At 42.8% G+C, this 25,729-nt stretch carries 26 protein-coding genes and 1 pseudogene; 18 read left to right on the top strand and 9 right to left on the bottom strand.

The features are described from left to right. Window positions 1–194: 194 nt before the first annotated feature. Window positions 195–1,970: a DUF5050 domain-containing protein gene (locus SPSYN_RS05745; RefSeq protein ID WP_161821550.1), complete on the top strand. Its 1,776-nt coding sequence runs from the start codon at window positions 195–197 to the stop codon at window positions 1,968–1,970. Window positions 1,971–2,202: 232 nt separating this feature from the next. Here the strand turns inward: SPSYN_RS05745 and SPSYN_RS05750 are convergent, their stop codons facing one another. Both SPSYN_RS05750 and SPSYN_RS05755 read right to left on the bottom strand, forming a co-directional pair. After that, entirely contained in the window at window positions 2,203–4,158 is a 1,956-nt protein-coding gene (locus SPSYN_RS05750) for a sensor histidine kinase (protein ID WP_161821551.1), read from the bottom strand. Continuing rightward, window positions 4,133–4,828, bottom strand: a complete 696-nt coding sequence (locus SPSYN_RS05755; protein WP_161821552.1) for a response regulator transcription factor — start codon at window positions 4,826–4,828, stop codon at window positions 4,133–4,135. Before SPSYN_RS05755 ends, SPSYN_RS05750 begins: the two co-directional genes overlap by 26 nt. Window positions 4,829–5,062: 234 nt before the next feature. On the opposite strand from SPSYN_RS05755, the gene SPSYN_RS05760 reads away from it, so the two are divergent. The 12 genes from SPSYN_RS05760 to SPSYN_RS05815 all read left to right on the top strand — a co-directional run bounded on the left by SPSYN_RS05760 (window position 5,063) and on the right by SPSYN_RS05815 (window position 14,393). Next, the gene (locus tag SPSYN_RS05760) at window positions 5,063–5,920 is read left to right on the top strand and encodes a damage-control phosphatase ARMT1 family protein (RefSeq protein WP_161821553.1); all 858 of its coding nucleotides are present in this window, start codon (window positions 5,063–5,065) and stop codon (window positions 5,918–5,920) included. Window positions 5,921–6,107: 187 nt separating this feature from the next. Next, window positions 6,108–7,490, top strand: coding sequence for an ATPase domain-containing protein (locus SPSYN_RS05765; RefSeq protein WP_161821554.1), 1,383 nt, complete (start codon window positions 6,108–6,110; stop codon window positions 7,488–7,490). A 4-nt stretch (window positions 7,491–7,494) separates the two neighbouring features. Continuing rightward, window positions 7,495–8,214 (top strand): RAD55 family ATPase, encoded by a 720-nt coding sequence (locus SPSYN_RS05770; protein ID WP_161821555.1) that lies wholly within the window; start codon window positions 7,495–7,497, stop codon window positions 8,212–8,214. Continuing rightward, window positions 8,211–9,224 carry a V4R domain-containing protein gene (locus SPSYN_RS05775; protein ID WP_161821556.1) on the top strand — a complete coding sequence of 338 codons (1,014 nt, stop codon included), beginning with the start codon at window positions 8,211–8,213 and terminating at the stop codon, window positions 9,222–9,224. Before SPSYN_RS05770 ends, SPSYN_RS05775 begins: the two co-directional genes overlap by 4 nt. Next, window positions 9,221–9,505, top strand: a complete 285-nt coding sequence (locus SPSYN_RS05780; protein WP_161821557.1) for a hypothetical protein — start codon at window positions 9,221–9,223, stop codon at window positions 9,503–9,505. The genes SPSYN_RS05775 and SPSYN_RS05780 overlap by 4 nt, the downstream gene beginning before the upstream one ends. A gap of 52 nt (window positions 9,506–9,557) precedes the next feature. Continuing rightward, window positions 9,558–10,583, top strand: a complete 1,026-nt coding sequence (locus tag SPSYN_RS05785; protein ID WP_161821558.1) for a two-component system sensor histidine kinase NtrB — start codon at window positions 9,558–9,560, stop codon at window positions 10,581–10,583. Window positions 10,584–10,747: 164 nt separating this feature from the next. Beyond that, on the top strand, window positions 10,748–10,969 hold the full coding sequence (locus tag SPSYN_RS05790; RefSeq protein WP_161821559.1) for a DUF433 domain-containing protein: 222 nt from the start codon (window positions 10,748–10,750) through the stop codon (window positions 10,967–10,969). Between the two features lie 10 nt (window positions 10,970–10,979). Further along, window positions 10,980–11,228, top strand: a complete 249-nt coding sequence (locus SPSYN_RS05795; RefSeq protein WP_202623740.1) for a DUF5615 family PIN-like protein — start codon at window positions 10,980–10,982, stop codon at window positions 11,226–11,228. A gap of 805 nt (window positions 11,229–12,033) precedes the next feature. Beyond that, entirely contained in the window at window positions 12,034–12,348 is a 315-nt protein-coding gene (locus tag SPSYN_RS05800; protein ID WP_161821560.1) for an HTH domain-containing protein, read from the top strand. 15 nt (window positions 12,349–12,363) lie between these two features. Next, the gene (locus tag SPSYN_RS05805) at window positions 12,364–13,437 is read left to right on the top strand and encodes a PD-(D/E)XK nuclease family protein (protein WP_161821561.1); all 1,074 of its coding nucleotides are present in this window, start codon (window positions 12,364–12,366) and stop codon (window positions 13,435–13,437) included. A gap of 19 nt (window positions 13,438–13,456) precedes the next feature. Further along, the gene (locus SPSYN_RS05810) at window positions 13,457–14,167 is read left to right on the top strand and encodes a hypothetical protein (protein ID WP_161821562.1); all 711 of its coding nucleotides are present in this window, start codon (window positions 13,457–13,459) and stop codon (window positions 14,165–14,167) included. A 19-nt stretch (window positions 14,168–14,186) separates the two neighbouring features. Then, on the top strand, window positions 14,187–14,393 hold the full coding sequence (locus tag SPSYN_RS05815) for a hypothetical protein (protein ID WP_161821563.1): 207 nt from the start codon (window positions 14,187–14,189) through the stop codon (window positions 14,391–14,393). An 837-nt stretch (window positions 14,394–15,230) separates the two neighbouring features. Here the strand turns inward: SPSYN_RS05815 and SPSYN_RS15940 are convergent. Then, window positions 15,231–15,923, bottom strand: a complete 693-nt coding sequence (locus SPSYN_RS15940; protein WP_243152933.1) for a stalk domain-containing protein — start codon at window positions 15,921–15,923, stop codon at window positions 15,231–15,233. Between the two features lie 634 nt (window positions 15,924–16,557). Here SPSYN_RS15940 and SPSYN_RS05825 point away from each other — a divergent pair. After that, the gene (locus tag SPSYN_RS05825; RefSeq protein WP_161821564.1) at window positions 16,558–17,544 is read left to right on the top strand and encodes a D-alanyl-D-alanine carboxypeptidase family protein; all 987 of its coding nucleotides are present in this window, start codon (window positions 16,558–16,560) and stop codon (window positions 17,542–17,544) included. Between the two features lie 201 nt (window positions 17,545–17,745). On the opposite strand, the gene arsB is transcribed toward SPSYN_RS05825, so the two are convergent. Next, window positions 17,746–18,807 carry an ACR3 family arsenite efflux transporter gene (gene arsB, locus SPSYN_RS05830; protein ID WP_161821565.1) on the bottom strand — a complete coding sequence of 354 codons (1,062 nt, stop codon included), beginning with the start codon at window positions 18,805–18,807 and terminating at the stop codon, window positions 17,746–17,748. 110 nt (window positions 18,808–18,917) lie between these two features. On the opposite strand from arsB, the gene SPSYN_RS05835 reads away from it, so the two are divergent. The 4 genes from SPSYN_RS05835 to SPSYN_RS05855 all read left to right on the top strand — a co-directional run bounded on the left by SPSYN_RS05835 (window position 18,918) and on the right by SPSYN_RS05855 (window position 21,648). Beyond that, window positions 18,918–19,349, top strand: coding sequence for an ArsR/SmtB family transcription factor (locus tag SPSYN_RS05835; protein WP_161821566.1), 432 nt, complete (start codon window positions 18,918–18,920; stop codon window positions 19,347–19,349). A gap of 21 nt (window positions 19,350–19,370) precedes the next feature. Then, window positions 19,371–20,375: a permease gene (locus SPSYN_RS05840; RefSeq protein WP_161821567.1), complete on the top strand. Its 1,005-nt coding sequence runs from the start codon at window positions 19,371–19,373 to the stop codon at window positions 20,373–20,375. A gap of 142 nt (window positions 20,376–20,517) precedes the next feature. Then, window positions 20,518–20,757: a thioredoxin family protein gene (locus SPSYN_RS05845; protein ID WP_161821568.1), complete on the top strand. Its 240-nt coding sequence runs from the start codon at window positions 20,518–20,520 to the stop codon at window positions 20,755–20,757. A gap of 606 nt (window positions 20,758–21,363) precedes the next feature. Further along, a complete protein-coding gene (locus tag SPSYN_RS05855; RefSeq protein WP_161821569.1) occupies window positions 21,364–21,648 on the top strand; it encodes a hypothetical protein in 285 nt (94 codons plus the stop codon). Window positions 21,649–21,901: 253 nt separating this feature from the next. Here SPSYN_RS05855 and sigZ read toward each other — a convergent pair whose 3' ends face one another. The 5 genes and pseudogenes from sigZ to SPSYN_RS05880 all read right to left on the bottom strand — a co-directional run bounded on the left by sigZ (window position 21,902) and on the right by SPSYN_RS05880 (window position 25,533). Beyond that, a complete protein-coding gene (gene sigZ, locus SPSYN_RS05860) occupies window positions 21,902–22,465 on the bottom strand; it encodes an RNA polymerase sigma factor SigZ (RefSeq protein ID WP_202623742.1) in 564 nt (187 codons plus the stop codon). 100 nt (window positions 22,466–22,565) lie between these two features. Then, entirely contained in the window at window positions 22,566–23,969 is a 1,404-nt protein-coding gene (gene lpdA, locus SPSYN_RS05865; protein WP_161821570.1) for a dihydrolipoyl dehydrogenase, read from the bottom strand. Between the two features lie 161 nt (window positions 23,970–24,130). After that, a pseudogene (locus SPSYN_RS05870) lies at window positions 24,131–24,678 on the bottom strand (arsenic resistance protein); the annotation flags it as partial. A gap of 12 nt (window positions 24,679–24,690) precedes the next feature. Then, window positions 24,691–24,957: a hypothetical protein gene (locus tag SPSYN_RS05875; RefSeq protein ID WP_161821571.1), complete on the bottom strand. Its 267-nt coding sequence runs from the start codon at window positions 24,955–24,957 to the stop codon at window positions 24,691–24,693. 69 nt (window positions 24,958–25,026) lie between these two features. Continuing rightward, window positions 25,027–25,533: a glycine cleavage system protein H gene (locus tag SPSYN_RS05880; protein WP_161821572.1), complete on the bottom strand. Its 507-nt coding sequence runs from the start codon at window positions 25,531–25,533 to the stop codon at window positions 25,027–25,029. Window positions 25,534–25,729: the final 196 nt, after the last annotated feature.

Raw genomic sequence — 25,729 nt, forward strand, 5'->3', positions numbered from 1 at the left:
GTGTATGTCAATAGGTTATGCAGCAACATGTGTTACAGTGCGTCGCAGGCAACTTAATTTTATTTTGAGCAAAATGACATGATTAGTTATAATCATAAACTCGCTGCAAAGGTGGAACTTTTTAAATTATATCAAGTCAATTTAATTAAACATTAGCAGGTAGCTGGGCAAAATGCCGGAAAGGATGTCTTCTTATGAACAGGTTATATAAAACTATACTATTAACCCTAATTGTATTTATAGCCGGTACCTCAAATATCTGGGCAGAGGAAACTGCAGGCAAACCCCTCGCTGAGGTTTTTGACAGCACAGTAATCATCCCTTTTGATTATTATGATAAGGTTTTTTTAAACGGGCAGAAGACAGACGTATACGAGGATTATAAATTATTCCAAAAAAACGGCCGAGTGCTGGTGCCCATTAGGATGATGAGCTACCTGGCTGCTGGGGTAGACAGGGAAAACGGGTACTGGCAAGTAGTATGGGACCCGCAAAAACCGGATGATGTGGTGTTGACGAATTTCAAATCAGGAAAACAAGTTAAATTAAAGGTCAACAGTAAAACAATGTACATCAATAACCAGCCACATACCCTGGATGTAGCCCCCCAAAAGATTGAGGGCAGAATTGTCCTACCCCTGAGGAGCACATCGGAAGCACTGGATAAAAAAATTACCTGGTTTGACGGTCTGATTTTCATCAGCAATGATGTGATCGACCTGCAAAGCCCGAAAACTTTAGAGATATTAGACAAGGTCAAGGAAAAACTGACAGACCCGAGACAAGAGCTGAATTATGAAAAAAGAGTTTCCCCTGTAGCGAAACACGGGGACACGGTTTATTACATCAAAACTCAATATAACCAAGACGGGCTAACCGAGGCATTGTACAAAAAAACCGGCAGCCAGTCGGAGGTGAAAATTGAATTACCCGGGAAAGAAAAGTTTGTGAATAATAAAATAATCAACAACGAACTTTATTATATTTCCACCACCAACAGTAAAAGTGAAATTCATTATTATAATTTTTTCGGCGATGAATCAAGAAAACTATGTGCTCTGGAACAGTGGAACCCGGACGATGGCTGGCTGGGAGATATTGTATATACCAATAAAGATTTTTATATTATACTTCATTCCGGCGATTTAACCATGGGCTCAGAGACCTTGTATAAACTGGAAAACGGCCGGTTAAAAGAGATTGCCGGTGCTAAAGGTTTCATTAAGTTTGCCGTGGCAGGAGATTATCTTTACTATGAAGATTTCACTCCCATGTTTAATGCAGCGGACAATCTTTACCAAGTAAATATACAAACCGGAGAAAAGAAAAATTTGGGGGAAAAGGATTTTGCCTATGGTATACTTAGAACAATAGATGATAAAGGAACCGGCTATTCCGGCAGAAGTTCTTTTTATGTCCAGGATGGTTATATATATACCTTGGGATATCAAGAAAGCGATGAAGCGGATAAATGCTCGGTATATAAACTTAGCCTGAATAACCAAACTCAAATTAAGCTTACTCCCCCGGCCAGGGAATTTTGGCTGGTTGATAATAGTATATATTATATCGACCTGAGCACAGGTTATTTGGCCAGAGTGGATTTAACAGGAAATAACCATCAAATTCTGGCTGACCAAGGAATTATTGATCTTAAATTCTATAACGAAAATATTTATTACACCGCAGTAAATAATAGCAACGCTAACGCCCGGTCAGGAAAACTTTATAAATACAATATTCCCGGCGAACAGACTACACAGTTAAGTGAGCAGTCGGTGAGTGAATTTTTTGTAGGCAAAGCCGGGATTTACTACAAGGCGGAAGATTACAACTTAGGATTATACAAAATCGATATCAAAGGCCAAAATTTATGCCTTGTTGGCGACAGTATAGATACCTGTCTTTATACCGATGCTGGAATGGTCTATACCCTGCGTTATATTGAAGGGGTATACACAACTAAATAAGGGAGATACAAAGGGGACCGGGTTGGTCCCCTTAATTTATAAGTAAATGACATAAATTAAAGCCGCCAGCAAGATACGGTATATAGCAAAGGGAACCAACTTAATGTGGTTAATTTGGAACGAACTCCGTCAACCCCTCAACCATGCCTAAAACAGCCGCTACGAATAAAACCCATATATCCATTACTTTCCTCACTTAATATATTCTAGCCCCTGCTTCGCAACCGCATCCCTATTCCTCTTTCCACAAGGGCATTTCTACGGTAACCTTGAATAAGTCACCATCAGTTTCAACTTTAAACCTGCCTCCCTGCAAACTGGTTAAGCTTTGTGCAATGGAGAGACCCAGGCCTGCTCCCTCCGTCGTCCTGGCCAGATCCCCCCGGACGAAGCGCTCGGTTAGTTGCTCGGGCGGGATATCAAGGGGATTAGCGGATATGTTCTTTACTATTAATACGCCACAGGATCCGGTTTTAGCCACGTTAATGTATACCCTGGTACGGGACAGCGAATACTTCACTGTATTGGACAACAGATTTTCAACTATCCGCCACATATGTTTACCATCAGCTGCAATAAATGTTTTATCGGCAGTAATATGCACATCCAGCTCAGCCTTTTGAAATTTTTCCTCATATTCACCGCACGCCTGCATAACCAGCTCGTGCAAGTCAACCTTTTCAACACTTACCGCAAGGTTACCGCTGGAAGCCTTGCTGGCTTCAATTAAATCTTCAATCAGCTGCTTTAACCTGGCAGATTTTTCCTCCAATATATTCAGGTATTGACAAGCTTTTTCATTGTTTAAATCCTCCTGCTTAAGCAAGTCAACATAATTTATCACCGAAGTCAGCGGCGTTTTTAAATCATGGGACACATTGGTTATCAGTTCGGTTTTCATCCGTTCCCCTTTTATGGCTTCAGCTACGGCTTTTTTTAATCCTCCCTGGATGCTTTGGATATCTTTAGCAAAGGACGCAAATGCAACAGCTACTTTAGTGTTATCCAGGGCATAGTCCAAATTGCCCACCGAAATTTCTTTGGCGGCCTCCATAATCTGTGACAATGATAAAAGGGCTTTAGCTGCAAAATAAACCGCCGCAATATTAAAGGGGACAATTAAAAAGAGAAAGATAAAAAATCCCGCTCCACCGGAATTAGCAGCTAACGCAAATAACACACCGTTTATTGCCCCATACCCCAAAAGCAGCAGCAAGGTCCATTTCTTAAAAGTTTTACCGCTAAAGCATACAGCAAAAATTTTATAGATTAAAGTATTCCTTATAAGCTGCCCGCTTTTAATCTGCCTGATCATGGATAATACGTAGGTCAAACCTATTAACATGTCTATACCAAAAACCAGAGCGATAATAATTATATCTACTGGAGATGAATAGGAAATCTGCGCTGCAATGGCTATTGAGATTATCGCAGCCAAAAAAACCAGCATAGAGTACACATCGGTATACAGCCTGTCTATAAATGAAAGGTTTATTTCTCCCTCCGGCTCACGGCGTCCGGTAACCATAACCAGGTAAATAAAAGCTGCGATTGTTAAAATTGTTGCTAACACCAATATGATGGTTGCATTATTGGATAGTGCTTTATTTTTAGAATAACTCATAAAAGCATCATAAAACACGTCGCCCGGCTTTAACGGTTCAATAACAGCGGCATAAATCTCATATTGGGCACCCTCCAACATTTGCATTACATCAATGCTAAAAAGATTATTCGAGTCAAATGTCCCCTGGTTATAATATACAAGAGAAGGTTGTTTTTGTATTAAGGCCAGCGCGTCTTCAGCCCCGGCTTTAATATTGGTAACTGTTTCTCCCGTATTGGTATTCTTAAAATAATAGGCAAAATTTACTGATTTGGAAAGCTTCTTTTTGATTTGGTAATAACGCTGCAATTTTTTATTTATAGTCTCTTCTGTATCGCCCGAAGATTTAATGTTGGCCTCGCTTTTTAATTTAACATTATATTCCACGGCATCGCCAACCAGCGTGCTAAATTCATTCTTAAACTGATGGGTATCATAATAACTTTTACTATTTACAGTTTCATGGAAATTCAAAAGAAACACAACGCTGCCCACAGCGCACATTATGCCAAGCCATACAACGATAAAAGCAGCAGTTTTTGCCCACGCTGAATATTTAATACTTTTCAATTTTGTATCCAATTCCCCATACCACCTTTAAATATTTCGGTTCCCTAGGGTTAATTTCAATTTTTTCCCTAATACGCCGTATGTGTACCGGAACGGTATTCTCCGCCGAATAGGAGGGTTCATTCCACACCTGCTCGTATATTTGCTCTGTGGAAAATACATGGCCCATATTTTTCATAAGGAACAGCATAATACCATACTCAGTTGCCGTCAGTTTGATAGCTTCTCCATCTACCCGCAATTCTTTGGCTTCCGGGTCAAGTTCCAAACCGCCGGTTCTTAAAATACTGTTATTAGCGGCCATGCTGCCCAGCGCTGTATAACGGCGCATTTGTGACCTTACCCTGGCCATCAGTTCCAGCGGGTTAAAGGGTTTGGTCACGTAATCATCGGCGCCAAAATTAAGCCCGGTAATTTTATCCGTGTCCTCTGATTTAGCGGATAATATAATGATGGGCACGTTTAGTTCCTCACGAATCTTGATGGTAGTTAAAAGCCCATCCAATTCCGGCATCATAATATCCAGTAAAACCAGGTGAATTTTCTGTTCCGACAAAGCCTTCAAAGCCTGCCTGCCGGTATAGGCTTTTACCACCCCGTAATCCTCCTGCTTCAGGTATATTTCTAAAGCATCAACTATGGCGGTATCATCGTCACATACTAAAACATTGAGTTTGTCCATTTCAAATCACCCCATTAACTGTTTTATTCTCTAACACAAAATCACCTGCCTTTTGAATAATTCTGGCAGGTGATCTTTACAAAACACTTGATCAAAATATTAAGAATTTCTTAAGATTTCCTGAAACATAGGGATAGCCCCACTCATTGCGGTGTTGTTAATGCAATGTGATATACTGTAAAAATAGATTTTGGTGCGTGTGAAAAATAATCAATGCTGATAGGAGGGTTCTCCATGCAAGCGCAGATAGATTGTTTATACTGTTACTTTAAACAAATTGCCAACTGTATGGATATCGCAGGTATCGAAGAGGACAGGCAGTACCAGATTCTTTTCGACCTCATGGATGACATAAAAAAGATGGACCGGACCAGGACGCCCGCGGAAAACACAACCGAAATGCTATTTAAATTATACCGTGAAATTGACAACCATGACCCGTATAAAACAAGTAAGGAGAAATCAAACATCCTTGCCCTGGAACTTTATCCGGCATTAAAAGACTACCTGCAAAAATCCACCAATAAACTTTATGACGCTTTAAAAATAGCCGTGGCCGGCAACATTATCGATCTGGGTATTAAGAAGGATTATGACATTGACGCCAGCCTGGAATACAGTTTAAAAGAAGGTTTCTCCAGAGACGATTACCCGAGATTTGTGGAAAAGCTGGCTGCCACAGACAGTGTGCTCATCATTGGGGACAATGCCGGGGAAATAGTTTTTGACCGGCTGCTGGCTGAAGAATTAACCGGCCGGGGTAAAAAAGTTACTTATCTGGTTAAGGACAGCCCTATATTAAACGATGCTACTATGGATGATGCCAGGCAGGCCGGTTTGGACCAAATTGCCACGGTGCTCACCACAGGTTCCCCGTACCTGGGCCTGCCCCTGACCAAAATCTCCAACGAAGTGAGGGATCTGCTTGAACAGTCAAGCCTGGTCATCTCCAAAGGCCAGGCTAACTTCGAAACCCTTGAGCATGAAGAACTGGCCAAAGGTAAAATATTTTTTCTGTTAAAGATTAAATGCGCCTGCGTTGGTCAAATAGCTAATGCTAAGCTGGAAGATATTGTATTTATGACCAGGTAAGCCAAAACAAAAAACTGGATAGGGTTAATCTAACTATGTTTTCAGACTAATTGTACTGATTATTGGTTATTTATACCTCCAAACTTGTAAAATTTAAGAGTAGCTTATCAGATTAGCAAGGATTTTTGGGAATTATGTCGAATTTATAGAGGCTAGCCTTTACTGCAACAAGAAAGGAGCTACTCCTTTGCAAACCATACCGACCGGGATAAATGGCTTTGATAAACTTGTTTACGGCGGAATTGTTCAGGGCAATTCAGTTTTAATCGAAGGAGTACCCGGAGCAGGAAAAACTACCTTCGGCATCGAGTTCGTCTATCGCGGTATTACCGAATTTAACGAGCCGGGGATAATTGTTACCTGTGAGGAACTACCCGAATCTCTATATCGCGATGCCCTTAACTTGGGCTGGGACCTTCAGGCCCTTGAAGCGTCTAACCAGCTGCGTATTTTATGTACCTCTCCGGAAGTGCTCAATGACCCGGAAATTAACCTGATTGAAGAGGTTGTGCGCGAGGTAGGCGCCAAGCGCATTCTGGTGGACAGCATCAGCCATTTTCGCAATGTAATTAGCGATCCAATCTTGCTGCGCAGGTCAGTTTATAGCTTTTGCAACGGGCTGCGCCGTTTAGGACTAACCTCATTATTAATCAAAGAACGGGAAAGCGACGGACAAAGAGATTACGCCTTTGAAGAATATGTAGTGGATGCGGTAATTCGCCTGGAAAACAAGGAAACACCGGGTCTGCACCGACTCCGGGTGCTGGAAATCTGTAAAACCCGTGGTCAGGAGCATATCCCCGGCAAACACACCTTCCGTATTACTGAGAAAGGCATCAAGGTTTTTGCCCTTGGAGCCATTGATATAAATAGTACAGCTACAAAGGATGGTAGTATTGTGCACACCGGTGTGCCCGGACTGGATGATTTATTGCGGGGCGGGCTGCCAAGGGGCGTCAGTGTGGCAGTAGCCGGAGGCTCCGGTACCGGGAAAACTGTAATGAGCCTGCAGTACCTGATTAAGGGAGCCCTGGATTACGGGGACAAGGGCATATTTTTATCCCTTGAAGAAACCCCGCTCCAGTTATTGGACAACGCCCGGCACTTTGGCTGGGACCTGGAAGCACTACAACAACACAACTTAATCAAAATTTTATACTCATCTCTTGCAGAGATGGAAATAGACGAGACCATTATCAGTCTGAGCGAGCAAATCCAAGCTTTTGGCGCCCGGCGTGTGGTGCTGGATTCTATTTATTCATTCATTTCTCGTATCGATAACATATCCGTGCTGCATGAAAAAATATATTATCTAGTCTCCTTGCTCAACAAGCTCAACTGTACCACTTTATTGATCAGTCCGGCCTGGGAAGTTGAAAGCGGCGGGAAATTAGAGGTCATTCATTCGATAGTGCAGGGTAGCATCTTACTTAAGTCAAAGATGTTACAAAACCGCCGGGTGAGACAGGTGGAAATTTATAAAATGCGGGGAGTAAACCATGCCATGGGCTATCACCTGTTTGAGATTAACTCTTCGGGTATACAGGCTTTCCCCAGGTTAGGAGGATAGCATTATGCATAGAGCCTATTTTGGAGTTGAGGGGTTGGATCGCAGCCTGGAGCAAGGACTGTCGTATGGCTCCCAAATTATGATTGAAGGTGATTCCGGTGTCGGTAAGACGGTACTGGCAGGGGAATTCATTAAAGAGGGGCTGCGCTGCGGCGATACCTGTGTCTATGTGGCCTGTGATGAACCTCCCGCAGTAATGCGTGAACACCTTTTAAGCTTTAAAGTAGGCACTCCAGCCTATGAAGAAACAGGCCGGCTGGTATTTATAGATGCTTACGAAGAAGAGGAGAGTAAAGAAAAATATTGCCTCACCGATCTTCGCCACCTTGAGAAGTACCTGGCCCTGGAATCGGAAGTGCTGCGCAGCTTTGCGGGGCGCAGGGTCAGGTTGGTGGTGGACAGCTTAAGTACTCTGTTAACCAATTTAGTTATTCCGGAGGTTATTGACTTTCACCGGACACGTATCAAACAGCTTAAGAAAAAGGAAATCCTCACCATGGATATCTTTGTCAACGGGGTATTAGATCCCCGGCTGATTACCATCGCCGGCCACCTGTACAATTTTATCCTGAAAATGAACTTTACAGGCTCCAGATATAATCCCGTACGGCAAATGAAGATAGGTAAGATAAAAAGCCAGCAATATATCTCCTCTACCCATACGTTTACCATTAGCCCCATTTATGGTATTGTGGTGGCTGCTGATACGGGGGTGTACGAATGAGTGATAACGATATAGCCAAGAAAATAATGAATTATATGTTCTTAAGCATGGGTAATACCATGAATCAGGTGCCCTTTAGCGGCCATCACTGGATGGAACATTTTGTCATCGGGTCAGTCCAATACTTTATCGACGAGTACTGGGATGATGCCAAACTGCCCTCCAAGAAGCCCCTGGATATCTGCATAACTTATCTGAAAATTATGGACAGCGTAGGTTTCCTACATGCCGTGGATTTTTCAATAGAGGAAGCCGGGGAAAGCCTGCTCATGTCTGTTCAAACTAATAAGTGCGTTTACCGGGAGTACTGCCAGCGTACCCGGGAAGAAGGCCTGTTTCTCAAGAATTGTATCCGTCTCAGTACTTTTCAGGCTATTTTACGTCATGTACTAGGAGAAAATAAATATTTTACTGCAGTAGATATCGCTGCGGACGGGTTCTGCTACGGCAAGCTTATACCCAGCACCCGGCCGAAAGAAGAGATCGTTACCAGGGAAAATTATATCATTAAAATGGCAGGACACCGGGCGTTTCTGCTCCGCCAAAAAACTTATGCTTCCCTGATGAATTCCATCAGAGAGCACGCACCTCAAGTCTTAAAACACGTACTTTACGATGCCGGGTACCAGTCGGGACTCACCCTGGCCGGCAAGGCCCAGGAGTCTATTCTCAGCCCGCAGGAATGCCTGCAACGACTTCTTGAGGAACTAACCAATCTAGGTTTAGGCAAATTAGAGCTGGTTTCCTACAGTCAATCCCAGGCCAGAGTACAGATCCGGTGTCACGACTCCTTTTGGGCCGACACCGCCAACGTATACGGGCATCTATACCGTACTCCACAGGTGGAATGTGATATGCTGCGGGGGGTTTTAGCCGGCTCTCTCAGTGTCATCTTCCAAAAGGATATCATTTGCGAAGAAATGGCCTGCCAGTCAATGGGTGCAGATTACTGTGAATTCCTTGCTTTACCCCTGCCGCAGCATCCGCCGGAGGAGGGTGGCAACTCATGACCTCGGATTTGGATCAAACAACAGACCCAGTTACGCTAAGTATACTCCGGATCGAGTTGCTTACTTTTTTTCAAGCCAACCCGCATACTCGGGATACAGCAGACGGTTTAGCCCTCCGCTTGCACAGGCCCAAGCACGAGATCGAAATAGCCCTGACTACCCTGAGCGCCCTGGGCATTGTGGAGATAGGCGGTACTGAAAAGACGACCATTTACCGCCTGCGCAACGGTGACCTGATTAATAATTACTTTATGGATAAATTATCCGAAAAACCATTCTAAAACATCTTTATAATAACCTGGAATGGTTTTAGCCGAGTGGAGGACTAAGTTAATGGTGGATATTGCAGAAAGCTGGTCAAGCCTAGCCATTGCCAACTTAAAAATTGGATTACTAGTGATTGATAAAAATGGCCGGATATGCCTGTTCAACCAGGCACTGTCCAGGTTGACCGGGATAACAGAGGACGAGGTTATCGGCCAGCCGCTTAACACCCCCAATAAATTATTGCAAACCCTCACCACAGGCAAGGAATTTCAAGACTTGAACCCCAGGGCAGTGCTTCCGTTTACAAGCCTTGCTAATTATTTAACCAGCACCCAGCTCATCAGGGACAAAAGTGGTTACCCGGTGGGTGCCGCAGCAGTATTCATGCCCGCGGAACGGCAGCATGAACTGGAAGGGGCGGTTATTAAAGCTGAAAAACTGGCCATATTGGGACAGATGGCGGCGGAAATGGTGCACGAAATTCGCAACCCCCTTACCGTTATCGGAGGCTTTTTGACCTTATTACAGAAGGACTTGACAGGAACCCCCAAAGAAAAACATGTAAGCATAATCAGAGCTGAGTTAGAACATGTTAACAACCTCATCTCAGATTTTCTACAGTTTTCCAGACCTGGATATGCCAAACGCACCCGGTGTTCCATTGTGCAAATAATCACCGATGTGACCATGTTGGTTGAAAATGAAGCATCCCTCCGTAAGTTGGAGATCAACCTGGACCTGGCCGGAGACATCCCGGACATTTTCGGAGACAGTGACCAGCTTAAACAGGTATTCCTTAATATCTTTAAAAATGCCTTTGAGGCTCTTTCCTTTGGCGGCAAGATATTTGTACAATCTTCCTGGAACAGTAATGAAAGAATCGTGCAAGTAATCATCAGGGATACCGGCATGGGTATGGATAAGCAAACTATGACCAGCATGTTTAACCCTTTTTTCACCACCAAGGAAAACGGCACCGGCCTGGGCTTGTTCATCATCAAAAAAATTATTGAAAATCACGGCGGCAAGATCGAGATTCAAAGTGAACCGGGAAAAGGTACAATAGTGACGGTGTTATTACCGGCCGGTTAATGCGCGACTAATGCTCGAAACATCCTGGTCTTGTTATTTTAAATAATATGATGGTAAAATATTGAATATGGTTTAACAGTATCATAACTAGTTCCTGGCAAACCGCCCCAGACCACCAGCCCAACCCAAACCTAACGTTGAAACGTTTAGAAAGGGAAACTAAAATGAATATCTTAAAAAGAATAACAGTTGATCCAGAAGTATGTCACGGCAAGGCATGTATTTCCGGATCCAGAATTCCCGTATCTGTGATTTTAGATAATCTGGCTGCCGGTCATAATCGTGAAGAAATATTAAAGAGTTATCCTTCTTTAAACTCTGCTGATATTGATGCAGCTCTAGCTTATGCAGCCTTACTTGCAAAAGAACGCCATATCGCCCTGTAGGTAAATTAAAATGAAAATTAAATTTGATGAAAACCTACCTATTGACGTAGCCGATGTATTAGCGGCAGCAGGTCACGATGCTGAATCTGTTTACTCGGAAGGTCTTGAGGGCATTCAAGATAGGGAACTAATTACTATATGTAAAAAAGAACAGCGTATTCTAATTACCTTGGATTATGACTTTTCAAATATTTTAATCTATCCTCCTGAAAAGTATGAAGGAATTATTGTTTTAAGGGTTGAACAACAAAATAAATAAAACGTGATTAATTTAATTAAAAAGTTATTACCTATAATATCTAAAGAAACAATTTCTGGGCACTTGTGGATCGTGGAAGAAAATAAAATTCGGGTAAGAGGTTATACATAATACAGCTGAGGCACGAGAGAATAAAATATTATTTCCGATAACGGGAAATATGTAAAAAAATATAACCCCCTGCCTGTGAGCTGCTCCCTGTCAAGTAGACAGATGAAAAAATGAAACCGTTTTCGTTGGGCTCCGTCAATGACGGGGTCCATCTTTTTATGCAGCTGTTTCGAGCAACTGCCGATAGACAACACCTTTGTCTTTGAGGTCGAGGATTGCGCTCAAGTAGAGCTTGGCATTATCTTTATACTTTATTCTGTAACGTCTGTCAGCATTAATTTTTTGCAACCGGCGACCAAATGTTGTCGCTATCTTAAGGTATGATATTAAAAAAGGAGGTGGGATAATCAGTAAATTAATAGACCCTATGACAGGCGAGGAATTTAAGCCGGACCAAATAATTAGGAAAAATAATACTCTGATTTGTTTAGGCCTTACCCCGCAGGAAAATTCTTGTATTAAATCAATCGCACATAAGCACAGATTAAAGGTAGTAGATACAGACATTTATTCCGACCTTTTTGCTCTGCCTTCGTTATGCGTTATCCTTAATCCAAATACCTTAAGCCAGGAAGAATTAAAGACTCTAATTGATTTCTGGAACGAGACAAACGAATCTTGTTTTAGTGTTTTTTTTAGCTGCCAACCCAAAAACTTATTACCTGCAAGATTAAATACCAGGTTCATCTGCACTTTGAATGATATTGTTGCTAATAATTCAGTTCTGGAATTAAAAGTAGTCAGGCATATAAAAAGAATTAATCGTGAAATTAAACAATCTAAAATATATGAAGCCAAAATTGTCAGATTACTCGGTATCCTAAAAATACTGAACCAAAACAAATTTGTAAAGACGATGGACCTTGTGAAGAAATACAAGGTAAGTGCTAGAACCATTCAACGTGATATTTCTCTACTGGAAAGAACTGGTGAGCCAATCTTTTATGACCAAGCAAAAAGAGCGTATTCTTTGTTGGGCCAAGAAAATATTTACTGGGGAAATGATTAAAAATGAGGTGTTGAAATGGTATGGAATCCGCTTAAATTAGAGAACATCTTTCACTCAGAAATCTCAAGTAGTTTATTATTAACTGATTTATTGGATACTAACGATAACTGTATAAAGTTCCTTTCTTATGTTCATTCTCAGAACCCTAATTTTTTTTGTCCTGCCGGGTACAACAAAGAATTATTGAAGAGGGAGCATTTTATTAAGGATAAAGGTTCAATTGATATTTTTATTCAATTGAAAAGTTCAACCGGAGAAGATGTTGCGATTCTAATAGAGGTAAAAGTGCATGATTATCAAAGTTCCACTCGCGACCAGATTAAAACTTATATGGAAGCTGCCCGGGCTCAGACTCAATCAAATTCGGTTTATCTTATTTATCTGACGCAATTTACGGAAAGAGACATAACACCGGATTTTATAACGCCAGGTACAGTTGTAGAGTTTAACAGTGCAAGGAAACAGTATGGTTCTAGCATTTGTCACCTTTCTTGGGTAGATTTCTATAGGTTCTTACAAGGCATTGATCTAAATAAATTAGATCCAACATTGAAATTACTGTTAGAGATGCATGAGGCCTGGATTAAGGACAAGTGCGATAAGGATTTAGAGAACAATATGCAGCCGAGCGGAGAACCAAGGTTATTAGACAATTTATTCCCTAAAACCCCAAGTAAACTAAAAGAATTATTATCATTAGGGTATGTGCAAAAAAACAAAACTGGTGATGTGCTAAAAATTCCACTCACTAAATTGGATGCCGATCAATTAGTATGGTTGATGAATGTTATCAAAGACTATACTGATGGTCCTGATGTTGATAAAACTCAAATATATAATACTAATCCTGAAACAATTAAGGCTGCTAAAGCTTTTTTGAAAGAAGTTGCAGTATCTGACAACGGTTGGCCACTATTAAGTTTTTATGCTGAGCTATTTCACTATATAAATGTTACTAAGCATATTGATTTTTATAGCTCAGGCAACACCGGTTTTTCTATAAAACTGGCAACTAAGGACTTCAAGAACTTAAGCTTTTGCACATTATGGAGAAGTAATCGAGAAGTTGTATTTAAGCTTACTCGATAAACGGGCTGGGGGGATGATTTTGAAGGCATGGCTTTCAATTGGGGATAAGTGTCTAGAGCTTTCTGAAATAAATACTAACCTCATCAAAGATAGGCCTGGTTGGTTAAGAAAAATCTCCTTTGAGTATTTAATTGATTTGGATGTAACTTTGCTATATATCAATGGAATTGACGCAGACAAGTTAACTGAGTTGGCCTATGATAGTAATTGGTTTTCCGGTAATTTCATTCCTTTTAATAAAGGGCAAACGCCTTTAGATCCTATGTCAAAAAGGATTTTTCTTTCGACAGCTGACATTGATTTGGTATCATCAATGGGGCTTAAAAGTTATCTTAATAAACCATTGAGTAACGGCCTGTGTCCAATGATTATCCAGCTAAAACAGGCAGAAATAGATAGTATGACTATTGACCAGGCAGTTAGTTGTAAACAGGTCTTCGAAATTTTCCAAGACGTTAAAGTTCCTGGCGATTATAATTATTTTGGAAATAAAAAATACAGTATCTATGTTGAGAAATATGCCTCACTGGGAATAAAATTAAGTGGTCCGATTAATTTTGATTCTTTGCACGAGATAAAGGATATCTTCAGACAAATGGGATGGAGGAAAATTGCTTCAGGTAGCTATAGCCCGTGGGACAGTTTCGATATTGACCTTGATTCGATTAGACTTATTGAACAAATATCGATACCGTACCTGCTGGGAACCGACATCGTTGTAAAATATTAATTGGGGGAGATAAAAACTAATGGCGATATGTATAGATTGTGATCTGCACAATGCTGATTGGACTAAAATATCATGGGATTTACCTGCATACAAGTCAGAGGAATTTATGGATTATCTTAGGATTTCGCAAATGACCTTAGAAGATTTCAGAAAATTACCTGTTTATAAACATGCTGTACGCAAAGGGTTAATTATTGATGACGAATGGCAAGGCAAAAATAAATAGTATGGATTCCAGTGGTCTTTGCCATGAGCCAAAAGGTACTGTCTACACAGCCATGGAAAAATTGATAGAAGCGTTCATTGAATCAATATACATTTATGAGATATTAACAACCCCATTTCGCCTACGTCCAGGCGCAGCACAAAATATTGGATATACCCGAAAAAGTTGTATATTCCGGCTTATCCGGATACATACAAATTACTAAAACCCTTGACTTATCCACGTTCTTTTTATGCTTTTGTTCTACTTTGAACGTCTCTGAAATAATTGGCATATGAGAGCAATTCCGGTCTCCGGCACCAAAAATTTCTTATTTAATATTAATGCATCCTCGTTTAGATGGGTGCATTATTTTTTTATAACGGCTAATATAAAAAGACTACTAATAATGTTGAATATCAGCATGATGTCATTGCCGAAAACAGACCGGAACTCCATAACGCCCCGTTTCAGGTCTTCCCGGCTCTGCCACCATTCCCCGGCGTTGAAATCATCTCATCTGTATACCTAGCCTGATACAGATCCACCGCCCCTAGCATCCGTTCAGGCCCGTTGTCTATAGAATATGGCCACCCCATCCTATTATCCAGATAACACAGTTAGTTTAAACAAGTTAAAGCCTGACCCCAGATTACGAACCTAAAATTCCAATAGCAAAAGGACCCCGATTTTTTCTGTCAAGGTCCTTGAACATCTATATTTGCTTCCGGAGTTAGTATTGCACCCGTATGCGAACACCCCCTTAAAGGTGCGCGCGGTCTTTTCTCCGCTTATTTAACGATAGCATATGGCCAATCCTTAATTCCGCCGAAATCATAAATTGCTGTATAACCCATTTCAATTCGTATTGGCTGCCTTGGCACTGCGCACTCCGGAGCCGCAATAAACCAGGATCGTGGCATCTTTGTCAGGTAATTGTGCCGCTGCTAATTTTTCAATATCGTCAACAGGAATTAACAGTGCGCCTTCAATATGCCCGCTGGCAAATTCATCAGCACTGCGAACATCAATAACAGTTACCTGCTTCCTTTCATTTTCCATCATTGCTTTAGCTTCTTCAGGAGTTATTTTTTTATACTCGACAGCAGAAGTTCCCTTAATGGTGTCAGTATCCGCATCGCTTGCCGTACCAGCTGTGCTGGCTCCGAAAAGGCCGTTAACAACATTCGCTGGAATCATGACCCGGTCGTTGACTATTCTGGGTGGCACAGATATTGGTCGTATTTCATCATTTACACTAACAAATTCGCAAGGTATACAGGCTATAACGATCGTATTTTCTTTAGTGGCATAAGCTTTTTTGGTGACTTTGTCCCAGGTCACGGCAGCACCAAGTTCCTCGAACACAGCTCGGAATGGCACCAAAACAGTGCCATTATCGACGATGGCAGCTGAATTAACAGCCAATACTTTTCCGTTAACTGATAAAGTTACATCAGTTAGTTCCTCAGCGCATACTGCTGGCAAGAAGGTAAACAGCAGGTAAATTCCAAGTAAACAAGAGACTACTTTTCTTTTCAGATTTGACATATTAACCTCCTCTGTTTTGTTAATTATATCTAAAATCATACCATAAACAAAAATCATAATAATTATAATATTTGTTTATTTTGCAAATTTTAGCTCTTTATGGTAAAGTAATAAGAATTAGCTGGCTACGGGAGATAATCAGCCTGTAGCAAGTCGTCAGGAATCTACTTTGCCTTCTGTTTAATCTGCGCAGCATTATTTATTCGCCCAGTGCTGTGTAAACACCGGTACTATTTTCAATATATCTGATAATTGCCAAATTTGCAATCCAAAAATTTCACAAATCCTATTGTTTTGCTGATTATTAACGGGTACCGGTATACCGGCTATTGATAAATTTACATGGAGAGCTGAATTGAAGGATATCACCGGCAGTTGAGAAGGTGACCAAAATCAAAACCGCGTATCCAACTGATGATTCTTTAAGGAAGATAATTTACCTGGCAACGGAATCAATACCCTGAGTTTTTAAAGAATTCAAGGGACAGTCTACCATACCGGCAAACTGTCCCTTAACCTTAAACCTGAAGCATTATTCAGCTGCTTCGGACGACAGTGAAACTCCAGAAATTCCAACATAGCTTCCTGTTCTGTGGTTTAATAATATTAGCACAGAATAGGGAGCTGTTTTATTATGGCACGAAAAGCAAAAAAGAAAAAATCAGGAATACGCATATTTGCAATATTTCTGTTGACAGTTATCATTGCCGCTTTGTTTTATATTGCTCTGGGAAACCATCAGATATTAGAGAAAGAAAATGATGTAACACCCGATTCTTCCGACGATAGAACAGCGCCGGTTTCTTCGTTAAAAATAGAACTTGATCCCTCTGTTGCTGTATCTTCAGACCAGCTGAACAGTACTAATGCGATTCTGATTCGTTTAAAAGATCGTACCATCCTGATGCAAAAAAATAGTGAAGAAAAAATCTATCCTGCTTCTTTGACTAAAATGATGACAGCCATTGTTGCGATAGAAAATTTACCTGATCTGGAGAAAGAAATCACACTTACCAATTCTACATTTCAGGGGCTGTACGAAGCAGATGCATCAATGGCCGGTTTCCAGCCGGGTGAGCAGGTCAGGGCAATCGATCTGTTATACGGAGTAATGCTGCGAAGCGGCGCGGAGTGCTGTATTGCACTTGCTGATCAGATTGCGGGCTCAGAGCAGAATTTTGTAAAAATAATGAATCAAAGGGCGGCAGGTCTTGATATGGACGATACCCATTTTGAAAATTCGACAGGGCTTCACAGTGAAAACCATTACACAACAGTAAAAGATCTGGCTGTTCTTCTATGTTATGCTTTGCAAAATGATATTTTCCGGGAGGTTTTCACGTCGTCACATCATTTCACAAGGCCTACTAATGTGCATCCTGATGGGATAACCTTTTACAGTACCATGTTTGAAGACCTCAATAATCAAAACATTACTGGTGGGGAAATTTTAGGAGGGAAAACCGGCTATACCAATGAGGCCGGTCTATGTCTCGCGAGTCTCGCCAAAGTAGGTAAACAAGAATATATTCTGATTTCAGCCGGTGCAAAAGGAGATCACTATACGGAACAGTATAATATTACCGATGCATTAGCTGTATACAACAGTATCGGAAAATAATAACCTGATTGTTTTGTAGAGTGGATAGCTTCATGGCTGTTTTCCACATAGTTTTACATCACCTTCCAGCTTTTGTGGTTTGCATAAAGTTAATTACTCAACTTTCCAGTGGCTGATTTTCAACTAGACGTTATTTTTCATTTAGCAACGGTTAGCAATGGCAACGTAAGTATTCTTTAATTTTGCGGCCGGTCCCTCAGCCTATCTGGCCAGCAGCGCCACGTCGAAATACTTCCGTTTAAATGATAGGGCTACATTAACCAGCCAGATCATCACGGGTACTTCAATCAGCGGGCCGATGACCGCAGCTAACGCTTGGCCGGAATTAATCCCAAACACGGCCACCGCCACAGCAATGGCCAGTTCAAAGTTATTGCTAGCCGCGGTAAAAGAAAGGGTAGTGGCCTGCTCGTAGTTGACCCCCAGCCTTTTGCTCATGAAAAACGAAAACATAAACATAATCAAAAAGTACAGGATCAGTGGAATAGCAATTCTAACCACATCCATCGGCAGGGCAACAATATAATTGCCTTTTAAAGAAAACATCACAAAGATGGTAAACAGCAAAGCGATTAAAGTTAAAGGGCCGATTTTAGGCATAAACTGTTTGTCATACCACTCCTTACCCTTCACCGGCATGACGGTAAAACGGGTGACTACACCCGCTATAAAAGGTATACCGAGGTAAATGAACACGCTTTTGGCCACATCGGCCATGGAAATGTGTACCTCCAAAGACTCCAGGCCAAACCACCGGGGCATGATAGTGATGAAGAAATAGGCGTAAATCGAGAAGAAAATCACCTGGAAAATGGAGTTAAGCGCCACCAGGGCTGCGGCGTACTCTGCATCGCCTTTGGCCAGGCTGTTCCACACAATCACCATGGCAATGCAGCGGGCCAGGCCAATTAAGATCAGGCCCATCATGTATTCAGGGTAGTCCTTCAAGAAAATGATGGCCAGAAAGAACATCAGCAGCGGGCCGATGATCCAGTTCTGCACCAGACTCAGTCCCATGACCCGGCCGTTGGTAAACACTTTACCGATTTCCTCATACTTTACCCTGGCCAGGGGCGGGTACATCATGATTATCAACCCGATAGCAATGGGAATATTGGTGGTGCCCACCTGAAACCGCCCCCAGAAATCAGCGATTTGCGGGTAAAGATAACCGCCCCCCACGCCAATGGCCATGGCCAGGAAAATCCACAGCGTTAAATAACGATCTAGAAAATTTAGTTTGCCGGTTACTGAATCCGTCATATTTTTCATCTCCGATTTTTTAAATAATATTTATTTACATTTCTTTAACCGCAGCGTATTATATACTTATAATCGATTATACAATTATATTCTTGCGAGGTAAACTATCAATGAAAAATATCGTGGAAATTTTAAAGGCGCTATCCGATGAGACCCGCCTGCGGATTATCAACCTGCTTTATGGTAATGGAGAGTTATGTGTCTGTGACGTCATGGAGGTACTGGACATCACCCAGGCTAAGGCTTCGCGGCACCTGGGGGTCTTGCGGCGGGCAGGTTTGGTTACAGACCGCAAGAGTGCGCAGTGGGTTTACTATACCCTGGTCTCACTGGAAAAAATCAAATTCCTGGATAGCATCGTTGTTGATCACCTCAGGCAAACCGAGCCTTTCGCGGCTGATTTGCAGAATCTGGCTAACTGGCAGGAAGTCAAAAGCCGTGGCCCGCATAAATACTCCAATGGGCCGGGGTGCTGCGGGCAGCCGGTGACCTTGTGCAGCATCAAGCGGAAATCCGGCGGCATTCGCGCTGACCACGGTTAAACCGCTAAGGGGGGTGCTCCGGTGTCAATTTTCTCCTGGTTAAATGATCAACTGCTCAGAATGGAGTGGCTGTCCGACCTGGTGGCTTTATTGGTGACCAACGGCTTCGGCCTGGATATGCATACACGGGTTGGCGGCAGCATCCATTTCTACATCTATGATGTGATTAAGATATTCATCCTGCTCTCGGTTTTAATATTTACTATTTCATATATCCAGAGCTTTTTTTCACCTGAGAACACCAGGAAGACCTTGCGCCGCTTTACCGGTATCAAGGCTAATACCATGGGGGCACTTTTAGGCACGGTCACGCCATTTTGCTCCTGCTCCTCTATTCCCTTATTTATCGGCTTTACCAATGCCGGACTGCCCATTGGGATCACTTTCTCTTTTTTAATATCATCACCTCTAGTAGACCTGGCTTCAGTGATCTTAATTGCCAGCATTTTTACCTGGAAAATTGCTATCGCTTATGTAGTGGTTGGCATTATCCTGGCCGTCATCGGTGGGACCATCATTAATAAAGCAAAGATGGAGAAGTATGTTGAACCGTTTGTTTATAACAATGCTTTGATTGATGTCGAACAGGAAGAACTGACCACCCGTGATCGTTTTGTCTATGCCGGCGGGCAGGTGCGGGATATTATAAAAAAAGTATGGCTGTACATTTTTATCGGTGTCGGCATAGGTGCTGCCATCCATAATTGGATACCTGAGTCCATTATCAATGCCCTGCTTGGTCAGGACAAATGGTATTCTGTACCGCTGGTGACTTTAATCGGTGTGCCGATGTATGCAGATATTTTCGGCACCCTGCCCATTGCCGAGGCGCTGGTGGGCAAAGGAGTAGGATTGGGCACGGTGCTATCCCTGATGATGGCCGTAACCGCGCTTTCCCTACCCTCGCTGATATTACTGAAGCAAGTGGTAAAAATGAGGCTGCTGGTATTATTCACGGGGCTGGTCACCGTGGGCATTATTATTATTGGCTATACCTTTAATGCTTTTGCTTATCTGTTCATATAGATAGTGCAATCTACAAAGGCAGTGCCATTAAATATAATGTAAATAATGTCATTGAAGAACGCAGAGAAGAATCCTTAGAGCCTTCTCTACGCTCAGGATGACATCAAGATAAAATAAAATTAAAGGCTGGAGGTGTAATTATATGGAGATAAAGATATTGGGAACAGGCTGCGCCAAGTGCAATGAGCTGTATAAAAGAGTCTCGGAAATAAACAGTGAGCTGAACCTGGGAGCCGAAGTGAAAAAGGTCGAGGATTTACGGGATATCCTCGCTGCTGGGGTGATGAACACACCCGCCCTGGTAGTTAACGGCAAGGTTAAAGCATCCGGCAAGGTGCCCAATAAGAAAGCTCTGAAGAAATACATCGAGCAAGAGCTATAGAGACCGTTCCAGATTTTGTGTAAACCTCAGGCAGAAGTAAATAAGAGCATCAGCTTGGAGGTTTTAATTATAGCCAAGAAAAAACTGCTGAAAATGCTGCAAGATGCTGGAATTAATGATGTTGCAAGCGTTCAATAACTTGAGCTATTACGGATGAAAAGGAGGTGAAATTTTTGGATAAGAAGGTGCATGCACTAATCGCCATTGGAGCCAGTATTGCTGCAAACTGTCAGCCTTGATTAAATCATCATTTCAACGCTGCCCGTAGGGCAGGAGTTGGCGAAAATGAAATTAAAGAGGCCATCGCTATAGGAAAAATGATTCGCGGAAAGCCGCAAGAGCACATGCAAAGTTTGCTGGATGAGTTGGAAACTGAGTTAAACGGCATTAAATAATCCTATAAGCCGAAATACAAAATTAGGGACATGCCCCGGGAGGAGCTATAGCAAAGCCCCTGATGTTCAACCAGAAGGGGCTATTATTTGGTTACAGACCTCCATTTTCCGTTGCAAGCCGGTAGTTGCTTTTTGAATTACATACCGGCGGTGGATATGCCGGCCGGATATTTTTAAATTGATATTTTGAAAAGAAGGCGGGTAAACAGATATGAGCTGTAGTGATCCTAATGCATCAAAAATATATAAGCTAGACGTTGGCGGAGATATGATAGGATTGGCAGGAGTAGAGCATGCTTTTCTTGAGGTAATGAAACTTGGCTTAACGGGTGATGAAGCTGCTGACAAACTATTAGAAATTGTTGGCAGAAGGAACTTTATCCCTGAAACTGCTGAAAGGCAATACAAATATGCTCTAATTTTGGCATTTAGACATTATAAATCTGATCCAGCTTCCGGGAAAAAGGCTATGGAATTTGAACCGTTACCAGTTTGAGATACATGATAGTAACCTATTCTGTTTTGGTAAAACAGAATTAATATAGTAGACTCGCTCAATTAGGACCGTTTCAGATTTTGTGTAAACCTCCATGCAGAAGCTAAATAAGAGCTCCGCTTGGAGGTTTTTAAAATTACCATTGTCTGCCGGGTATGTAAATAGAATATTAAATCCCCACTTTGCACTTTATAATCAAGGTGGGGATTATGGTACGGATATGAGAGTACTGCACATATTTATATGCCTTATTTTAGCAGTATTTACAATCACTGCATTTATGTTGATAATCTATCACATTGCCTAAACGGTCAAATTCTAGATGGCAGCAGTCCAAAAGCATTTCCTTTAACTTACCCCTGGCCCTTTGCACTCTGGACTTAGCCCCGGACATCGATAAACCCAGGCGCTCCCCCAATTCCTTCCGGGTTAGCTGCTGGAACTCCGTTAAGATAAGTGCCTGTTTATATTTCTCGGGTAAGTCCTGGACCATGTTTTTTAAGCATTGTGCAATTTCCTCGTTGGCGGCTTCCTCCTCCTGCACATCACTTAGTATTGCATCCGGTAATTCTTCAGAGTACGAAGCAAATGCATACCGGCGCGTTCGATAATAATCAGCTATGGCGTGCATGGTAATTTGATATACCCAGGCCTGGACTTTGCCGGTTTCATTTAAATTACTAATGTTGTGGTGTATTTTATAAAACACATTTTGCAGAATATCCTCGACGTCTTGCTCGTTATCCACCCGTCTTTTTATAAAACTCTTTAATGGTTGACTAAAATTTTCCCAGATGTTCTCAACACATATATCCATTACCTTCACCCCGCTGTAGAGTTTTCCATTAGTTAAGCTGCACTTGTTTGCTAAGCTCCCTACGGAGCTATTCGTCACACCTTCCTCACATCGGATTAACTTAACTCCTGTCCACCGGGTCCATGTGGATGGCCAGGCCCAGCACTCCCTGAGCCGTCTCCAATACGGCTTCCGACAAAGTAGGATGGGTGTGGATGGTTTCCACGATACCTCTGATCCCTATCTTGTTTTGCATAGCCAGGGCTACCTCGGCAATAAGATCCCCGGCATGCGGCCCCACAATATGCCCGCCCAGGAGCTGTTCGGTCTTACTGTCCACCACCAGTTTAACCATACCCTCCCAATCGCCCATTGCTTGGGCCATGCCCAGCGACCTAAAGGGGAAAGTGACTGATTTGACATTATACTGTGCTTTGGCCTCTTCCTCGCTCATCCCCACCGCAGCGAATTCAGGGGTGCTGAACACACAGCGGGGCACCACCCGGTAATCCATAGCCGCCGGGCGCCCCAGTGCGTGCTCGGCGGCTGTGATCCCTTCGGCAAAGGCTCCGTGAGCCAGCCAGGTTTTCCCGGCCAGATCGCCTGCTGCATATATACCGGGCACTCCGGTGAGCATGTGTTCATCCACCTGTAGTGGCTTACCGTCCACCGGCATGCCGATATTTTCCAGGCCAATGTTCTCTGCATTGACCTTTCGGCCTGCAGCCAGCAGCAGCTTTTCTGCCGACAGGGTGTCACCCCCGGCCAAAGTAACGGTAACATTTTGGTCGCCCTGCACCTGCTCCACCCGCGCCCCGGTCAGTACCTTGACCTTGCGCCGTTTGAGCAACGATTGCAGGTAAGCAGCCGCTTCGGCATCCTCCCGGGGCAGAATGCGGTCTTCTCTTTCCAACAAGGTGACCTTGCTGCCCAGTTCAACCATAATCACCGCCATCTCCACGCCCACAGCCCCGCCGCCCAGCACCAGCAGCGAAGCAGGGGCAGCGGTCATTTCCAAAATATCGTCGGTAGTCAGCACTCCCGGCTGTTCGCCGGTCAAGAAGCCGGGGCGGGACGTCCGGGAACCGGTGGCCAGCACTACTTTGCAGGCGTAAACTTTGGTTAGCCCGTCCTCTTCGTTTACTTCAAGCACTCCGGGCTCCAGCAAACGCCCTATCCCCTGGTACAGGTCGACCCGGTTTTGCTCAAATAAATATTCGATTCCCCCGCGCAATAGTTCTACCACCCTGTTTTTACGGGCAATCATGGCCGGTACGTTGGGAATAACGTTTTCCACATTGATCCCGAAAGATTTGCTCTTGCGGGCCAGGCGCAGCACTTCCACCGAGGCTCTCAAAGCTTTGGTGGGAATACAGCCGCGGTTGAGGCAGACCCCGCCCAGGTATTCCTGCTCCACTACCGCCACCCTGCCGCCGAGCTGGGACGCACGTATGGCGCCCTGGTAGCCGGCCGGCCCGCCGCCCAGAAAAACGACATCATAACATTTGGGGGCATTTTCCGCCATGTGGTTACCTCCTTGCTTTGTCCATTACACTGCTCCCCGGTTAATTGACTTTTTTAATGTTAAAGGGCACCAATTCATTTTCAATGCGCAGACAAGCACCGTAATTGCGCTCCGTTTTCCGGTGGGCCAGGTTTTCGGCTATGATAACAGCATAATAATTTAAAGGAAAGGGTAGTGGTCTGCTCGTAATTGACGCCTAGTTTTTTTACTCATGAAAAATGAAAACATGAACATGATTAAGAAATATAAGATCAGCGGAATAGCAATCCTAACCACATCCAGCGGCAGGACAACGATATACTCGCCCTTAAAGGAGAACATGACAAAATGGTAAACAGCAAAGCGATTAAAGTCAAAGGACCGATCTTGGGCATAAACTGTTTGTATACCACTCCTTGCCTTCACCGGCATTAAGATAAACCGGGTGATGGCAATAAAGGGTATACCGAGTTAAATAAACACGCTCTTGGCTACCTCGGCCATGGAAATGTCTATTACTAAAGACTCCAGGCCGAACCACCGGGGCATGATGGTGATAAAAAAGTAAGCGTAAAATGAAAAGAAGATTACCTGGAAAATGGAGTTTAGCGTTACCGGTGTAGCAGCGTTCTCCGAATCGCCTTTAGCCAGCGTGTTCCAGACAATCACCATAGCTATGCAGGCGGGCCAGGCCGATCAGGATCAGACCCACCATGTATTCCGGGTAATCTTAGCCCCCCTTTTAGATGATTTTAGCTTTATCATCCCGATTAAATTTCTTAACGTATTCCCCGTACAAAGCCTCGGCATACTTATCCTTGACCGAACCGGGAATATAATTATAAAGAGCAGCTCTTTTTACCAATTCGGCCATAGCATCTTCTTTAGATAGCGGTTCCATTAAATGCACTCCGGCTATAATTTGATCTAGACCGAGCATACCTACCATGCCGGTATCTAGTTTAATCATATTGACCTTTGGGGCCTTGGGGTCACAACAATTAGCCAAACAAATACACCCCTTCCTCTTTATTCAATCAAGTCTTTAAAATTTGAATCGCCCCTAAAAAACCAGCCATTAATAAAACTCAATATCCTTGCCTTCATCTAAAAATTTTTTAATTACTTTCTTAATCTTTTCTTCCATTAATGGGAAATAGGTTTTAGCATTCATTAGTTTCTGCTTTTCCTCAGCCCAGTTGGTAGGTTCAATTTTGCATATCCAGCCTTCACCATAGGGGTCACGGTTGATTTGTACCGGGTCCTCTTCCATGTTGTCGTTCACATCTTTGATCACGCCACTTACCGGCGAAGTTAAGCCCACAACTGTTTTGGCTTTTTTAGTGGGTTTTTTGGCTTCCAGAGTGCCTATTTCCCCACCCTCTTCAACTTCACTGCCGGCTTCATTAATTTCTGTAACCATTACCATGCCGCCGGTTGCCTGCAGGTAATCGGTAACTCCTACCGTAATTAACCCGTTATCTTCCTCTTTTGCCCAGCACTCATCCTTGTGGTAAAGATAATCTTCCCTAACCCGGAAAACAAACTTATCATAGACAAATTCCAAATACCCTTTTTCGCTCATCTGTAAATGCTCCTTTTTCATTATTTTTGTTAAGTTGTTCCTTAACGGAGTCGATGAAAATTCCGGCCAGTCCGCTCCCGTACTTATATAAAATGTTATTTATATATTAAAGTGAAATATGTCATATAAAAATTTGCTTATATAATAATTACCTACCACCATTCATGTCAACAGTAGCTTTAACGTATTACAACCA

Source organism: Sporotomaculum syntrophicum (assembly GCF_009932395.1).
Taxonomy (GTDB): Bacteria; Bacillota; Desulfotomaculia; order Desulfotomaculales; family Desulfallaceae; genus Sporotomaculum; species Sporotomaculum syntrophicum.

Excerpts from the sequence above, each read along its gene's own strand:
- SPSYN_RS05745 (WP_161821550.1), top strand. The coding sequence starts at position 195 with ATGAACAGGTTATATAAAACTATACTATTAACCCTAATTGTATTTATA.
- SPSYN_RS05755 (WP_161821552.1), bottom strand. The coding sequence starts at position 4,828 with ATGGACAAACTCAATGTTTTAGTATGTGACGATGATACCGCCATAGTT.
- SPSYN_RS05760 (WP_161821553.1), top strand. The coding sequence starts at position 5,063 with ATGCAAGCGCAGATAGATTGTTTATACTGTTACTTTAAACAAATTGCC.
- SPSYN_RS05770 (WP_161821555.1), top strand. The coding sequence starts at position 7,495 with ATGCATAGAGCCTATTTTGGAGTTGAGGGGTTGGATCGCAGCCTGGAG.
- SPSYN_RS05775 (WP_161821556.1), top strand. The coding sequence starts at position 8,211 with ATGAGTGATAACGATATAGCCAAGAAAATAATGAATTATATGTTCTTA.
- SPSYN_RS05780 (WP_161821557.1), top strand. The coding sequence starts at position 9,221 with ATGACCTCGGATTTGGATCAAACAACAGACCCAGTTACGCTAAGTATA.
- SPSYN_RS05785 (WP_161821558.1), top strand. The coding sequence starts at position 9,558 with ATGGTGGATATTGCAGAAAGCTGGTCAAGCCTAGCCATTGCCAACTTA.
- SPSYN_RS05790 (WP_161821559.1), top strand. The coding sequence starts at position 10,748 with ATGAATATCTTAAAAAGAATAACAGTTGATCCAGAAGTATGTCACGGC.
- SPSYN_RS05795 (WP_202623740.1), top strand. The coding sequence starts at position 10,980 with ATGAAAATTAAATTTGATGAAAACCTACCTATTGACGTAGCCGATGTA.
- SPSYN_RS05805 (WP_161821561.1), top strand. The coding sequence starts at position 12,364 with ATGGTATGGAATCCGCTTAAATTAGAGAACATCTTTCACTCAGAAATC.
- SPSYN_RS05815 (WP_161821563.1), top strand. The coding sequence starts at position 14,187 with ATGGCGATATGTATAGATTGTGATCTGCACAATGCTGATTGGACTAAA.
- SPSYN_RS15940 (WP_243152933.1), bottom strand. The coding sequence starts at position 15,923 with ATGTCAAATCTGAAAAGAAAAGTAGTCTCTTGTTTACTTGGAATTTAC.
- SPSYN_RS05825 (WP_161821564.1), top strand. The coding sequence starts at position 16,558 with ATGGCACGAAAAGCAAAAAAGAAAAAATCAGGAATACGCATATTTGCA.
- arsB (WP_161821565.1), bottom strand. The coding sequence starts at position 18,807 with ATGACGGATTCAGTAACCGGCAAACTAAATTTTCTAGATCGTTATTTA.
- SPSYN_RS05835 (WP_161821566.1), top strand. The coding sequence starts at position 18,918 with ATGAAAAATATCGTGGAAATTTTAAAGGCGCTATCCGATGAGACCCGC.
- SPSYN_RS05845 (WP_161821568.1), top strand. The coding sequence starts at position 20,518 with ATGGAGATAAAGATATTGGGAACAGGCTGCGCCAAGTGCAATGAGCTG.
- SPSYN_RS05855 (WP_161821569.1), top strand. The coding sequence starts at position 21,364 with ATGAGCTGTAGTGATCCTAATGCATCAAAAATATATAAGCTAGACGTT.
- sigZ (WP_202623742.1), bottom strand. The coding sequence starts at position 22,465 with ATGGATATATGTGTTGAGAACATCTGGGAAAATTTTAGTCAACCATTA.
- lpdA (WP_161821570.1), bottom strand. The coding sequence starts at position 23,969 with ATGGCGGAAAATGCCCCCAAATGTTATGATGTCGTTTTTCTGGGCGGC.
- SPSYN_RS05880 (WP_161821572.1), bottom strand. The coding sequence starts at position 25,533 with ATGAGCGAAAAAGGGTATTTGGAATTTGTCTATGATAAGTTTGTTTTC.